Source organism: Comamonas endophytica (genome assembly GCF_023634805.2).
GTDB classification, from domain to species: Bacteria; Pseudomonadota; Gammaproteobacteria; order Burkholderiales; family Burkholderiaceae_C; genus Comamonas; species Comamonas endophytica.
Map to the genome: position 1 here is coordinate 2578594 of NZ_CP106881.1, position 13821 is coordinate 2592414.

A 13821-nucleotide genomic window follows, 5' to 3' on the forward strand; every position below is an offset into this window, starting at 1 on the left:
TGCCCTGGCGGCTTTTTAATGCCCCCACGCGGGCCGATCCGCTATTGTTCAGCCCATGAATGGATCATCAGCTTGGGCTTTGGGTTGGCGCACCTTGTGGCGCGATGTGCGTGCGGGCGAGCTGCGCCTGTTGATCGTCGCGGTGACGCTGGCGGTGGCGGCATTGACCGCGGTGGGCTTCTTTGCCGACCGGCTGCAGGGCGGGCTCGAGCGCGATGCGCGCCAGCTGCTGGGCGGCGATGTGGTGGTCGTGAGCGACAACCCGCCGCCCGCGCAGTTTGCCGGGCGCGCACAGCAGTTGGGGCTGCAGAGCGTGGTCACGGTGGGCTTTCCCACCATGGGGCGCGCCCCCGATGCACAGGGCGGCGCCAGCCGGCTGGTGGCGCTCAAGAGCGTGCCGCCGGGCTATCCGCTGCGCGGCACGCTGCGCACGGCCGGCGCCCCGGGTGCGGCAGGCGAGGCCACGCGCGACATTCCCGCGGCCGGCGAGGTCTGGGTCGATGCGCCGCTGCTCGAAGCGCTGGGCCTGCGGCTGGGCGACCCGCTGCTGCTGGGCGATGCCACGCTGCGCATCGGCCGCATCCTGGTGCTGGAGCCCGATCGCGGCTCGGGTTTCATGAGCTTCGCGCCGCGCGTCATGCTCAACGCGGCGGACCTGGAGTCCACCGCGCTGGTCCAGCCCGCCAGCCGCCTGACCTATCGCCTGGCCGTGGCCGGCGAAGATGCCGCGGTGCGCCAGTTCCAGGCCTGGACCGAGGAAGCGGTGAAGGCGCCAGGCATGCACGGCATGCGCATCGAATCGCTGGACAGCGGCCGCCCCGAGATGCGCCAGACGCTTGAACGCGCCGAGAAATTCCTCAGCCTGGTGGCGCTGCTGGCCGCGCTGCTGTCGGCCGTGGCCGTGGCGCTGGCCGCGCGCGGCTTTGCCAACGACCACCTCGATGCCTCGGCCATGCTGCGCGTGCTGGGCCAGAGCCAGAGGCGCATTGCCGGCGCCTATACGATTGAATTCGCACTGGTGGGTCTGTTTTCCAGTGCGCTTGGTGTGGCCATCGGTTATGGAGTGCACCATGTGTTCGTGCAGCTGCTGGCCGGGCTCGTGGATTCGGCGCTGCCCGCGCCCAGCGCGCGGCCGGTGGTGTTCGGGCTGGTCATGGGCATGACGCTCCTGTTCACCTTCGGCCTGCCGCCGGTGCTGCAGCTGGCCCGGGTGCCGCCGCTGCGCGTCATGCGCCGCGACCTCGGCGCGCTCAAGCCGGCCTCGTGGCTGGTGCTGGTGCTGGGGGTTGCGGGCTTTGCCGCGCTGCTGCTGGCGGTGAGCCGCGATCTCAAGCTCGGACTGATCGCCGTGGCCGGGTTCGGCGCCGCGGTGGCGCTGTTCGCGGGCCTGGCGTGGCTGGCCGTGAAGCTGCTGCGCCGGCTGGTCAATGAATCGACGGCACCGCGCTGGCTGGTGCTGGCGACGCGGCAGATCTCGGCGCGCCCGGTCTATGCCGTGCTGCAGGTCAGCAGCCTGGCCGTGGGCCTGCTGGCGCTGGTGCTGCTGGTGCTGCTGCGCACCGACCTGATCGGCAGCTGGCGCGCGGCCTCGCCGCCCGATGCGCCCAACCGCTTCGTCATCAACATCATGCCGGACCAGGCGCAGGCCTTCCAGCAGGAGCTGCAGAAGGCCGGCGTGGCGCGCTACGACTGGTATCCGATGATCCGCGGCCGGCTGGTGCAGGTCAACGGCCGCGACGTGCACCCCGACGATTACACCGAGGACCGCGCCAAACGCCTGGTGGACCGCGAGTTCAACCTGTCGACGGCCGAGCAGGCGCCCGAGCACAACCAGATCGTCGCCGGCCGCTGGACGCCGGGCGAGCAGGGCGTGCTGAGCGTCGAGGAAGGCATTGCCGAGACCCTGGGCCTGAAGCTGGGCGACCGGCTGACGTTTGACGTCGGCGGGGTGCAGAACGAGGCCCGCATCACCAGCCTGCGCAAGGTCGACTGGGGCTCGCTGCGCGCCAACTTCTTCGTCATGTACCCGGTCGAGCACCTGCCCGATGTCGCCGTGACCTATCTGGCGGCCTACCGCGCGCCCGAAACCAAGGGCTTCGACAACGCGCTGGTGCGCGCGTTTCCCAACATCACCAATGTCGACATGGGCAGCACGCTGGCGCAGATCCAGCAGGTGCTCGACCAGGTCGTGCGCGCGGTCGAGTTCCTGTTCGCCTTCACGCTGGCCGCGGGCCTGGTGGTGCTGTTTGCCGCCGTGACCGCCACGCGTGAGGAGCGTGCGCGCGAGTACGCGATCATGCGCGCCGTCGGCGCGCGCGCCAGCCTGCTGCGCCAGGTGCAGCGCGCCGAACTGGCGGGCGTGGGGCTGCTGGCGGGGTTCCTGGCCAGCAGCGTGGCCATGGCCATCGGCTGGGCGCTGGCGCGCTATGCCTTCGACTTCGTCTGGACGGCCTCGCCCTGGGTGCCGGTGGCCGGGGCGCTGGCGGGTGCGCTGCTGGCCTGGCTGGCGGGCTGGTGGGGCCTGCGCGAGGTGCTGCGCCGGCCGGTCATGACGACGCTGCGCCAGGCAGCGGAGTAGCCGCCAGGCCGGGCCTGTTCCCAAAAGGCCAGGCCCGGCCCTGCAGGCCCTACTCGAAGATCGCGCTGGCCTGCGCCTTCTGCACGATGGCGTCGGCATCGCGGCGCAGCAGGAAGCGCTGCTCCACCAGCCGGTCCGCTGCGCTGCGCACTGCCTGCACATAGCCCTGCTGCGATCCATACAGCTCCTGCAGCGAGGGGCGCGTGTCGCCTGCGGCGATCCGCGCCGCCTGGGTCTTGTGGAAGGGAATGTAGCTGCCGCCCAGATTGGTCAGATCAACGATCCTTTCGCTGTTCACATAGTTGAACTCGATGCTGGTGCCCAGCGGTGCCTGCGCTTCCACCGAGCGGATGCCGGCACGCGTCAGGCCGGTGCTGCCATCGACCTGGGGCACCATGATCGGGTAGAACCTGCCGGTCTGGCGCGGCGGGAAGATGCCGGCAATGCCGGCCTCGTCCTCGGGGCGGAACTGCGGGCCGAAGTCCAGCAGCTCGAAGTCGTTGTGGCGCGCCAGGTAGTTGAAGGCGGGAATATCCGTCAACTGGCTGCCGACCTTCCACTGCAGCCCCCGCATCACCGGAAAGCGCACCTGCTCGGGCCGCACCAGGCTGCCGTCGGCCACGCGCGGCACCTGGCTGGCGGGCGGCTGTTTGCCCGTGGTCACCCAGTCCTCCAGCGCGATGAACAGCGCGCGGAAGGTGTCGTTGAAATGCACGACCGTGCCCGAGGGGTAGACGTTGCGGCTCGGCGCGTAGCTGATGCTCGCTTCTCCGCCCGCGCCGCCATGCTGGGTGCTGGCGTAGTAGTAGACGCGCGCGTTCTCGGGCTGCGCCAGATCCTGCGTGCCCTCGGTGTTGGTGAGCGCGGGCGAGCCCTGCAGCTGCCAGAACTCGGTGCCGGACAGCCCCAGGAAGAACTTCGGGCAGGTGTCGGTGGCGCTGCAGCGGCGCATCACGCCGCCGTTGCGCCCGCTGATGCCGTCCACATAGTCCTTGTCCAGCCCGCGCGGCGCGGTCTGGCCGAAGGCGGTGTGGTCCGTGCGCAGGCCGCCGCCGCCGCCGGGCACCGCAAAGCGCGTGTTGACATTGGTCTGGCGTGCGGCCACATGCGCGAACATTCCATCGAAGACGCGCGAACCGTCCAGCGCCTGGTTGAAGCCCAGGTGCAGGAAGGTTTTCATGGCATTGCCGGATTGCGAGGTGCCCTGGCCGATGGTGTGCCTGATGCGCCCGGCCAGCGGATTGGCGTTGCCTTCGGAGTCCTTCTCGGCCTTGCGGAAGAAGCCCACCGCGTCGCGCAGGCCCGCCAGGCCCACCCCCATGACCTTGGGGTCCTTGGCCTCGTACACCAGCTCGTAGAGATAGAGTGGATCGAAGCCCTGCTTCAGGCAGACCCGGGTCTCGTCGGGCGTGCCGGGGAAGGGTGCGCTGTCGCTGCAGTTGGCGAACTTCCAGTCGGCGGCGGCAATGGGCTCGCGCGGATCGGTCTCGTTGATGCGCCGTGTGAGCGAATAGCCGGGCCGGGTGTTGTCCAGGCTGGCGGGAGCATAGGGCAGCATCGTGCCGTTGAAGACTCCGCCGGGCAAGGCCATGGTCGAGGTGGCGGAGGAGGGCACCAGCTCGGTGCGGTAGGCGCCGGTGATGCTGCTGCCATCGGGGTTCCTTGCCACCGGCACCTGCGCCGTCAGGCGCTCGGGGTTGCTCTTGGGCACGTCGCCTTGCCAGGCCGCGTACAGCATGACGTAGCCGCGCTCCAGGTAGACCGCGTCGCCGGGCGTGGCGCTGGGGTTGGGCATGGTCAGGATGTTGCCGCGGTTCGGCGCGTCGTAACGCAGGATGCCGCTGGCCTTGGCCATCTCTTTGGGCTTGAGCAGCGTGAAGTCGGTGGCGTACTCGACCATGCCGCGGCTGTTGACGGGCGCGAGCTGCAGATCCTGGATGGTGGCATTCTTCGGATCCCTGGGGTCGAGCTCACCGCGCAGGGTGCCGCTGACCTTCTCGTAGGCGCCCACGGCGCCGTAGCTGCCGGGGAAATCCTGGGTAGCCGTGATCTGCATGGTGAGCCTGGGCTGCGCCGCCGCGGCATCGTCCCCGTCACTGGACGAGCCGCCGCAGCCGGCCAGCGCGGCAATGCCCAGCGCCAGGGCGGAAAGTTGGAATCTACGCATGTTGTCTCCTTGCTTTGGTTATCTCGCACACCCGCGTGGCAGATGCGCCAAGGCAAATATAGGAAGGCAGGTTTGATCTGTGAAATCGATTGTTCGAATCGATTCATCTGAATGGCAGAACAGTGGCTGCGGCGCCAGAAGCCTTTTCGCGGCGCATCTGCATGCGCTGCGGGACAATGGCGCACTCAGAACCCCCGTTTCCCGACCGCGCTGCACGCCAGCGCCCGAATGCCATGCAGATTGAAGAAAAACCGCCGTTTGACACCCCGTTCGAATGGATCGGCGGCGAGCCCGCGGTCCAGCGCCTGGTGGACCGCTTCTATGACCTGATGGATCTCGAGCCCGGCTATGCCGAGCTGCGCGCGGCGCATGGCTCGGCGCTGGACGATGCGCGCCAGAAGCTGTTCTGGTTCCTCTGCGGCTGGCTCGGCGGCCCCGACCATTACCAGAGCCGCTTCGGCCACCCGCGGCTGAAGATGCGCCACATGCCCTTCGCCATCGGCGTGCGCGAGCGCGACCAATGGGTGGCCTGCATGGACCAGGCCATGGCCGAGACCGGCGTGCCCGAGGCGCTGCGCCAGCGCCTGTCCAACAGCTTCATGGGCACCGCCGACTGGATGCGCAACCGGGGCGGGTGAGCCCCCGCCAGGCGCTATCTCAATATGCCGGCCAGGGTCATGGGCGACACCTGGTTGGATGCGCCGAACTTCGCCTTGACGCGCATGCTGGAGTAATACGCGCTGTAGCCCTCCTGATTCCGCGTTTCCCATTGGGAAGAACCTGCCGGGAGGATGTGCGATGCCGGATCGCTTCCCGTTTCCCAGGCCGTGATCTGTCGATGCGCGGTATCCAGCCTGCGGGTCGCGGCGGCGATCTCGTTGGGGGTCATTCCGTTTTGCGCCAGCATGTCCTGGAACTGCTCCTTGCGCGCGTGCAGCGTCTTGATGCGCGCGGCGGTGTCGGCATCGATGGCATTTGCCGGCATCCCCTGGTAGGCCACGCCGGTCTGCATCTGCGCCGGGTCGCCGTCGGGGTGGATGCCCTTTTCGTCCACCCATTCGCCAAAGCTGAAATCGTTGTCGATACCTATCAGACCCGCCACCTTCCCATCGGCTGCGTATTGGATGAAAAGGTTGCTGGGGTTGCGGTCGCCCTGGCCGCAGATGAAATCAAGCCATTGCAGGCGGTTGAGATCGCGGTTGAGCCTGGCGTCGACAATCAGGCCTTTGTCGTCCAGCGGCAGCATGAAGACGCGTTTTGCCAGATAGGTCAGTCGGGCATGCTCACGGGTGACGGACTCGAAAGCCCTGGGCCCCAGGCTTGCGCTGCGGTTCAGCACCTCGGTTCCCGTCACTTCGATGCCTGCAATCTGCTCGCGGGAGAACCTTTTTTCCATGAAGCCTGTGGTCCTCTCTATGGCCTGCTGGATATCCTTTTCCAGGCTGAGCTTCTGCAGATGCACCTGGCTGCCCGCATGGCCCGTGATTTTCAGATTGTGGCTGGCCAGCTGCGCGTTCCAGTGGGCGGTTTTCCTCTCGATTTCATCAGGGTCGAACGAGGTAGTGAAACTGAGCTGGCCGGTAGCGCTGAACACGGAGACGCCTTGCGCCCTGGCCATGGCAATACCGTCCACTCCGTCCTGCCGCGTGGCAAGCGTCTGGGCAATCAGCTCCGGCATTCCCAGCGCGTGCGCAATTTCGCAGGTGGCGATATTGCGGCCGATGACATTGCCATCGGCCGCAATCTCGCTGGCGCCCGCCTGGCTGCCCAGATTTTCCCGGGTCTGAATGCCATAGAAAGGGAAGTTTTCGGGCGCTTTGCCCGCCACCGGCTTGAACACCATCTCGCGGCTTTCGGAGCGTTGCATGAAGGCCGCGCTGGACACCACGTTCACCGCGCCCGCGCCCAGCCGCTGCAGCTCCCCCAGGCGGTTGCCATCGCTGTAGTGGCCGGTGTGGGCGTTGCTGGCAGTGGCGGCGGTGGGGGCGCTGTCTCTGGCATGCTCGGCGGCCCTGATGAAAGTGCTGATCTCGCCTGCCGTCAGCGGGGCGCTGCTGGTCCAGTCCACCACCTGGGATACCTGGTTGAGCACCTGGTCGCTGAATCGGCCCACCATGGTGTCGAGCACCTCCATCCTGTAATCCTGGTGCGACTCGCCAGGGCGTTGGCCGGGCAAGGAAAAGGCTGGCTCCGGCGCCTGGGCAGCCGGCAGGCGCCGGGCAGCGGCGCCGGCGCCGGTGGCAGCGCGCTCCTGCAGCCGCTCCGCGGTCTGTATGACCTCGCGCACCTCCCGGGCCGTGAGCGGCTTGCTGCTTGACCAGTCGATGAGCTGCGATGTCTGGTTCAGCACATGGTCGTCGAAGCGGCCCATCAATGCATCCAGCACCCGCATCCGCACGTCCTGGTGCGCCATCTGCTCGAACGGATCCCGGGCAACGGGGGCCCTGTCTGCCGGACCGGCATGGCGGGTGCCCGTGAGGGCGGCGGGCAGGAGCCAGTTCACGACGCGCCCAAGGAAGCTGCCCACCTTGACATCGCCACTCCCGCCCTGGCTGCCATCGAGCCGCAGGATTTCCGTACCTTGGACCAAAGACGAGTTGACATGGCTCTTGAGGGCGCTGAAATCCACCATGGGATGTTTCCTGCAAAGGCTGGGGAGGGGGGTCAGACCAGTTGCTGCATCAACCGCTGCGGCAGGGCGGTTTCCGCGGCGGAGGGGGGCGCCGCGCTGTGCAGCCGGTGCATCCAGAGCTCGGCGGTATTGACCAGCAGGGTCATGCGGGCCTCGAGCCCATTGACGGTGATGTGCGCGCCCTCGATCAGGCAGCTCAGCAGGCACTCGCCGCTTTCCTTGTCGCGCGACAGGCTGGCGCCGCCGGTGTGCCGGTAGAGAAAACCCGCGTGCAGCATCTCCCAGGCCATGGCCGGCTGGGCCTGGTCATCGAGCCGGCCCAACGGGCAGTAGCACAGCACCTGTTCCTCGTCGTCGAGCAGCTGCAGGTGCACATGCACCGCATCGAAGCGCAGCGCGCAATGTCCCTGCTCATCCAGGCGCAGGCCATCGAGCCCCATCCGGTGGCCAAACTCATGCAAGGCTTTTTCAAAGCAGCGGCTCATACAGGCACTTTCGGAAGCGGCGCAGGGATCATCCAGAGTAGGTAACGGATCACCCGGCGCGGTTCCAGATTTGCCTGCGCGGCCGGCTAGCCCGGGCGCGTGCCTTGGCGCCGCGCCGCCAGCGGACCCTCGCCGTTACCGCCCGCCCTGGCGCTGCACGTAGGGCTGCAGCAGCACGATCAGCGCGCCCGCGCCGCCATCGACCGGGCGTGCCTGCACGAAGGCCAGCACCTCCTGCTTCTGCACCAGCCAGCTGTGCACCCGGCCCTTGAGCACCGGCATGCGCCCCGGCGAGCCCAGCCCCTTGCCGTGCACCACGCGCACGCAACGCGCGCCGTCGCGATGGGCCTTGCGGATGAATGCCCCCAGCGCCTCGCGCGCCTCGTCGGTGCGCAGCCCATGCAGGTCGAGCTGGCGCTGGATGCTCCAGTGGCCGGCGCGCAGCCGCTGCGCCACATCGTGGCCCATGCCGGGGCGCAGGTAGCTCAGCTGGTCATCGGTCAGCAGCAGGGTGCTGACATCGAACTCGTCGCTGATCGCCTCGCGCAGCACCGATTGCTCGTCGAGCAGCCGCTGCTGCGGCACGGGCAGCACGTTGCCGGGCACGGGGGCGAGGCGGTTGTGCGCATGGCGCAGCGGCAGCACGCTGCCCACGGCCTGCAGGAACAGCGCCCGGTCGGTGGCCGGGCGCAGGGCGGCGCGGCGTTCTTCCTCGGCCTGCAGCGCAGCCTGCTGCGCTGCGGCAGCCAGGGCTTTGCGGACCGGCTTCAGGTCCTGGAGGGATTTCACGCGCATGCAGCCTTTTTATCCCAAGATGGGCAAGCTCCGGCGCAACCGCCGCCATATCCTGCGAACCGGACTGCTTTTGTCCCTGGCGCCTCATATCAATCCCTGTTCGGCCATCGACAGGCCGGCGCCGGGCGCGACGATGATATGGTCGAGCACGCGCACGTCCACCAGCCCCAGCGCGCTGCGCAGCATCTGCGTCAGCGCCAGGTCGGCGGGGCTGGGGTGGACGGCGCCGCTGGGATGGTTGTGCGCCAGCACCACGGCCGCCGCCTGGTGCCGCAGGGCGTGCAGCACGACCTCCCGGGGATACACGCTGGTCTGCGCCAGCGTGCCGCGGAACATTTCCTCCATGGCGATCAGCCGGTGCTGGTTGTCGAGAAACAACACCGCGAACACTTCATGGTCTTTGCCCGCGAGATGCAGCTGCAGGTACTGCATGACGGCGCCCGGGCTGTCGAAGACCGCGCGCTCGCTCAGCCGCTGGGCCAGCGCGCGGCGCGCGAGCTCGAGCACCGCCAGCAACTGGGCGCGCTTGGCCGGGCCCAGGCCCTTGATGCGCGCGAGGTCTTGCGAGGGCGCCTGCAGCAGGCCTGCGATGCCGCCGAATCCGCCGCGCAGCAGGCCGCTGATGGGGTCGATGGCCGGCGGTTCGAGCAGTTCCTGCGCCAGCTGCAGCACGCCCTTGCCGGCGACGCCGGTGCGCAGCACGATGGCCAGCAGCTCGGCATCGGCCAGCGCGCCAGGGCCGCGCACCAGCAGTTTCTCGCGCGGCTGGGCATCGCGCGGAAGGTCTTTGAGTGACATCGTGCCGCTCCTGCACCGGGCGCGTGCGCGGGGACATCGACAAGCCACCGCGTGGGGGCATGGCCGGGTTTCTACAATAGCCACCAGTTTATCGGGACTTTCATGACTTCTAGCGCACACCCCACACAGGCTTCGCAGACCCACGTACCCACGGTGCAGGCAGGATCGTTCCTGACCCTGCACTACCGCATGGCCGGCCCGGCCGGCGACGTGATCAACACCTTTGGCGACAAGCCCGCCACGCTGTCGCTGGGCGCGGGCGAGCTGTCGCCGGCCGTGGAGCAGCGCCTGATCGGCCTCGAGGAAGGCACGCGCACCACCTTCGAGCTGCCCGCGGGCGAAGCCTTTGGCGAGCGCAACACGGACATGCAGCAATGGGTGGCGCGCAAGCTGATGAACGAGCTCGGCGATCCCCATGAGCAGTACACGGCCGGCGACGTCGTGCAGTTCCCCACGCCCGACGGCCTGGGCAGCTACGCCGGCGCCGTGGTGAGCGTGCGCGAGGACGGCGCGGTGCTGTTCGACTTCAACCACCCGCTGGCCGGCCAGCCCGTCACCTTCGAGGTGCAGATCATCGGAGTGCTCTGAGCCATGGCCAAGCCCCAGGAAATCGTGCTTGCCGAGCCGCGCGGCTTCTGCGCCGGCGTCGACCGGGCGATCGAGATCGTCGAGCGCGCCATCGCCAAGTTCGGCGCGCCGATCTACGTGCGCCACGAGATCGTGCACAACACCTTCGTGGTCAACGACCTCAAGACCCGGGGCGCGATCTTCATCGAGGAGCTCGACGACGTGCCGCCGGGCGCGACGCTGGTGTTCTCCGCGCACGGCGTGAGCCAGGCGGTGCAGCAGGAGGCGCAGCGCCGCGGCTTCCAGATCTTCGATGCGACCTGCCCGCTGGTCAGCAAGGTGCATGTGGAAGTCGCCAAGCTGGCCAAGGAAGGCTACGAGTTCATCATGATCGGCCACAAGGGCCACCCCGAGGTCGAGGGCACGATGGGGCAGCTCGACCACGGCATCCATCTGGTCGAGGAGGTCGAGGACGTGGCCCGGGTGCAGCCCGCGCAGACCCAGCTGCTGGCCGTTGTGACGCAGACCACGCTCAGCGTCGACGACGCGGCCGAGATCATGGCGGCGGTGAAGGCGCGCTTCCCGCAGATCCGCGTGCCCAAGCAGCAGGACATCTGCTACGCCACGCAGAACCGCCAGGACGCGGTGAAAGTGCTCAGCCCGCAGGTCGACGTGGTGATCGTGGTGGGCAGCCCCACCAGCTCCAACAGCAACCGCCTGCGCGAGCTCGCGGCGCGCCTGGGCACGCCCGCCTACATGGTGGACAACGCCGGCGAGCTGCAGTCCGAATGGTTCGAAGGCGTATCGCGCGTCGGCCTCACGGCCGGCGCTTCGGCGCCCGAAGTGCTGGTGCGCGAGGTCATCGATCGCATCAAGGCGCTGGGCGCGACCTCGGTACGCAGCATGAACGGCATCGAGGAAACCGTGAAATTCCCGCTGCCCAAGGGCCTGAAGATCGACGCCGCCACGGGGCTGGAGATCGAAGTGCGCAAGGCGCCGGAAACCGGTCCTGGCCACTGAAGCCGCCTGCGCCGGCCACTGCCACCGGCGCGGCAAATGAAACTGGCGCGCAACAGTTGCCGGCGCAATTGCCGGCTCCCCGAGCGCGCGCTACTAAAATCGCGCTCTATGCTAGACATCCTCCTCCTTCGCAAAGACCTTGATTCCGCCATCGCGCGGCTGGAAACCCGCAAAAAGCCCCAGGCTTTCCTCAACGTGGAGGCCTTCCAGTCCCTCGAGTCCGAACGCAAGCGCCTGCAATCGCGCACCGAGGAGCTGCAGGCGCAGCGCAACCAGCTGTCCAAGCAGGTCGGCATGCTGATGGGCAAGGGCGACAAGCAGGGCGCCGAGGCCGCCAAGGCCCAGGTCGGGCAGCTCAAGAACGAACTGGAAACTTCGGCCGCGCGCCTGGAGCAGCTCCAGGGCGAGCTGCAGGCGCTGCTGCTGGCCGTGCCCAACCTGCCGCATGAAAGCGTGCCGCTGGGCAGCGACGAGTCGGGCAATGTCGAAGTGCGCCGCTGGGGTACGCCCCGGGCCTTTGACTTCGAGGCCAAGGACCATGTCGACATCGGCACGCCGCTGGGCCTGGATTTCGACATGGGCGTCAAGCTCTCGGGCTCGCGCTTCACCGTCATGAAGGGCCCGATCGCGCGCCTGCACCGGGCGCTCGCGCAGTTCATGCTCGACCTGCAGACCGAAGCGCATGGCTATGCCGAATGCTACGTGCCCTATGCCGTCAATGCCGACTCGCTCAAGGGCACGGGCCAGCTGCCCAAGTTCGAAGGCGATCTGTTTGCCGCGAAGAAGGGTGGCCAGGAAGGCGAGCCGGTGCCCGACAACGCGGCGCTGTACCTGATTCCCACGGCCGAGGTGCCGCTCACCAACTTCGTGCGCGACCAGGTGGTGACCGAAGCCGAGCTGCCGATCAAGCTCACGGCCCACAGCCCATGCTTCCGCTCCGAAGCCGGCAGCTACGGCCGCGACACGCGCGGCATGATCCGCCAGCACCAGTTCGACAAGGTCGAGATGGTGCAGATCGTGCATCCGGAGAAGAGCTACGAAGCGTTGGAGGAAATGGCCGGCCACGCCGAAGCCGTGCTGCAAAAGCTCGGCCTGCCATACCGTGTGGTGAACCTGTGCACCGGCGACCTGGGCTTTGGCGCGGCCAAGACCTATGACCTGGAAGTCTGGCTGCCCGGCCAGGATGCCTACCGCGAGATCAGCTCGGTGTCGAACTGCGAGGCCTTCCAGTCGCGCCGCCTGCAGGCGCGCTTCAAGAACGCCCAGGGCAAGAACGAATTGCTGCACACCCTGAACGGCTCTGGCTTGGCCGTGGGCCGCTGCCTGGTCGCTGTGCTGGAGAACTACCAGAACGCCGATGGCTCCGTGACGGTACCCGAAGCACTGCATTCGTACATGAATGGACAAACTTTGCTGAAGCCCTGAAAAACAGTGCTACAATAGATGCTTCGACACACAGGAGAGGTGGCAGAGTGGTCGAATGTACCTGACTCGAAATCAGGCGTAGTAGCGATACTACCGTGGGTTCGAATCCCACCCTCTCCGCCAATGCGGCTGTAGCTCAGCTGGATAGAGTACTTGGCTACGAACCAAGGGGTCGTGGGTTCGATTCCTGCCAGCCGCACCAAACGACAAGCCCCAGAACTGCAAGGTTCTGGGGCTTTTTCGTTTGTGCCAGTGGCCTGGCGGTCACTCGCTGCGCTTGTCGTCCTCGCCATTTTCGCGCTGCAGCACGAGATATGCCACGCCGCCGCCCAGCGCCAGCAGCAGGGCGCCGGCAAAGAGCTGAGGCTGTGCCATCAGGAATCCGCGTGCGATGCACAACGCAGCCGCCAGAACGGAACCCAGCAGAAAGAGGTTGGCCAACATTTTCCTGTTCATAGATAACTCCTATTATAATTTTAAAATTATATGTTTTTAGCTATCGTTTGGGGTTGGCTCATAGCAGCTGTTGGTTTTTTGCAGAGTGCGGAGAGAGGGCGCCGGCAGCGTGGCTGGACAAAAAATTCCACTTTTTGCCGAAAGCAAAAAAATTCCGGGCTATAATCGATAGCTTAGCGGCTGTAGCTCAGCTGGATAGAGTACTTGGCTACGAACCAAGGGGTCGTGGGTTCGATTCCTGCCAGCCGCACCAAACGACAAGCCCCGGAACTGCAAGGTTCCGGGGCTTTTTCGTATCTGGCACCCCCTGGACTGTGTGAAGATCGGCGCATGAGCAAGGCCTTCACCAAAGAATCGGATGCCGCGGATGACGACGACGAACTGGGCGCGTTGCCGCCCATTCCGGCCGGCAGCAAGAACTACATGACGCCCCGGGGCTACCAGAGCCTGCGCGACGAGCTGTTCGAATTGATAGACAACGAACGCCCGAAGATCGTCGATATCGTCCACTGGGCGGCCAGCAATGGCGACCGCTCGGAAAATGGCGACTACCTCTACGGCAAGAAGCGGCTGCGCGAGATCGACCGGCGCATCCGCTTCCTCACCAAGCGCCTGGAGATCGCCGAGGTCGTTGATCCCACCGTGCATGCGGGCAGCGACCAGGTCTTCTTTGGCGCCACGGTGACCTATGTCGAGGACGACGGCACGGAGCGCAGCGTGACCATCATGGGCATCGACGAGGCCAACAGCGCCGAGGGCCAGGTCAGCTGGATCTCGCCGGTGGCGCGCGCGCTGCTCAAGTCGCGCGTGGGCGACGAGGTGGCGCTGCAGACGCCGGGGGGCGTGCGGATGCTGGAGGTGGTGGAGGTGAGGTATCCGGAGGCGCAGGGGTAGGGCT

10 protein-coding genes and 3 tRNA genes are annotated in these 13821 nt (G+C 67.1%); 9 read left to right on the forward strand and 4 right to left on the reverse strand.

Features of this window, described 5'->3' with window-relative positions; translation table 11 throughout:
- Window positions 1-55: 55 nt before the first annotated feature.
- The gene (locus M9799_RS11690; RefSeq protein ID WP_231041852.1) at window positions 56-2578 is read left to right on the forward strand and encodes an ABC transporter permease; all 2523 of its coding nucleotides are present in this window, start codon (window positions 56-58) and stop codon (window positions 2576-2578) included.
- 49 nt (window positions 2579-2627) lie between these two features.
- On the opposite strand, the gene M9799_RS11695 is transcribed toward M9799_RS11690, so the two are convergent.
- Window positions 2628-4745, reverse strand: a complete 2118-nt coding sequence (locus M9799_RS11695; RefSeq protein WP_231041853.1) for an alpha/beta hydrolase domain-containing protein — start codon at window positions 4743-4745, stop codon at window positions 2628-2630.
- A 233-nt stretch (window positions 4746-4978) separates the two neighbouring features.
- Between M9799_RS11695 and M9799_RS11700 the strand changes: the two genes are divergently transcribed.
- Window positions 4979-5383: a group II truncated hemoglobin gene (locus M9799_RS11700; protein WP_231041854.1), complete on the forward strand. Its 405-nt coding sequence runs from the start codon at window positions 4979-4981 to the stop codon at window positions 5381-5383.
- A 2026-nt stretch (window positions 5384-7409) separates the two neighbouring features.
- Here the strand turns inward: M9799_RS11700 and M9799_RS11705 are convergent.
- The 3 genes from M9799_RS11705 to radC form a co-directional block, all read right to left on the reverse strand.
- Complete coding sequence (locus M9799_RS11705) at window positions 7410-7862, reverse strand: type III secretion system chaperone (protein WP_231041855.1); 453 nt, start codon at window positions 7860-7862, stop codon at window positions 7410-7412.
- A gap of 135 nt (window positions 7863-7997) precedes the next feature.
- Window positions 7998-8657 carry a Smr/MutS family protein gene (locus M9799_RS11710; RefSeq protein WP_231041856.1) on the reverse strand — a complete coding sequence of 220 codons (660 nt, stop codon included), beginning with the start codon at window positions 8655-8657 and terminating at the stop codon, window positions 7998-8000.
- Window positions 8658-8741: 84 nt separating this feature from the next.
- Entirely contained in the window at window positions 8742-9455 is a 714-nt protein-coding gene (gene radC / locus M9799_RS11715; RefSeq protein ID WP_231041857.1) for a RadC family protein, read from the reverse strand.
- Between the two features lie 102 nt (window positions 9456-9557).
- Here radC and M9799_RS11720 point away from each other — a divergent pair, with 102 nt between their 5' ends.
- From M9799_RS11720 to greB, 7 genes are all read left to right on the forward strand, one after another.
- The gene (locus tag M9799_RS11720; RefSeq protein ID WP_231041858.1) at window positions 9558-10043 is read left to right on the forward strand and encodes an FKBP-type peptidyl-prolyl cis-trans isomerase; all 486 of its coding nucleotides are present in this window, start codon (window positions 9558-9560) and stop codon (window positions 10041-10043) included.
- Between the two features lie 3 nt (window positions 10044-10046).
- Complete coding sequence (gene ispH, locus M9799_RS11725; RefSeq protein ID WP_231041859.1) at window positions 10047-11042, forward strand: 4-hydroxy-3-methylbut-2-enyl diphosphate reductase; 996 nt, start codon at window positions 10047-10049, stop codon at window positions 11040-11042.
- A 108-nt stretch (window positions 11043-11150) separates the two neighbouring features.
- On the forward strand, window positions 11151-12467 hold the full coding sequence (gene serS, locus M9799_RS11730) for a serine--tRNA ligase (RefSeq protein ID WP_231041860.1): 1317 nt from the start codon (window positions 11151-11153) through the stop codon (window positions 12465-12467).
- Between the two features lie 33 nt (window positions 12468-12500).
- Window positions 12501-12590: transfer RNA gene (locus tag M9799_RS11735), tRNA-Ser, on the forward strand.
- A 2-nt stretch (window positions 12591-12592) separates the two neighbouring features.
- Window positions 12593-12669, forward strand: a tRNA-Arg gene (locus M9799_RS11740).
- 430 nt (window positions 12670-13099) lie between these two features.
- A tRNA-Arg gene (locus tag M9799_RS11745) sits at window positions 13100-13176 on the forward strand.
- A 77-nt stretch (window positions 13177-13253) separates the two neighbouring features.
- Complete coding sequence (gene greB / locus M9799_RS11750; protein ID WP_231041861.1) at window positions 13254-13817, forward strand: transcription elongation factor GreB; 564 nt, start codon at window positions 13254-13256, stop codon at window positions 13815-13817.
- Window positions 13818-13821: the final 4 nt, after the last annotated feature.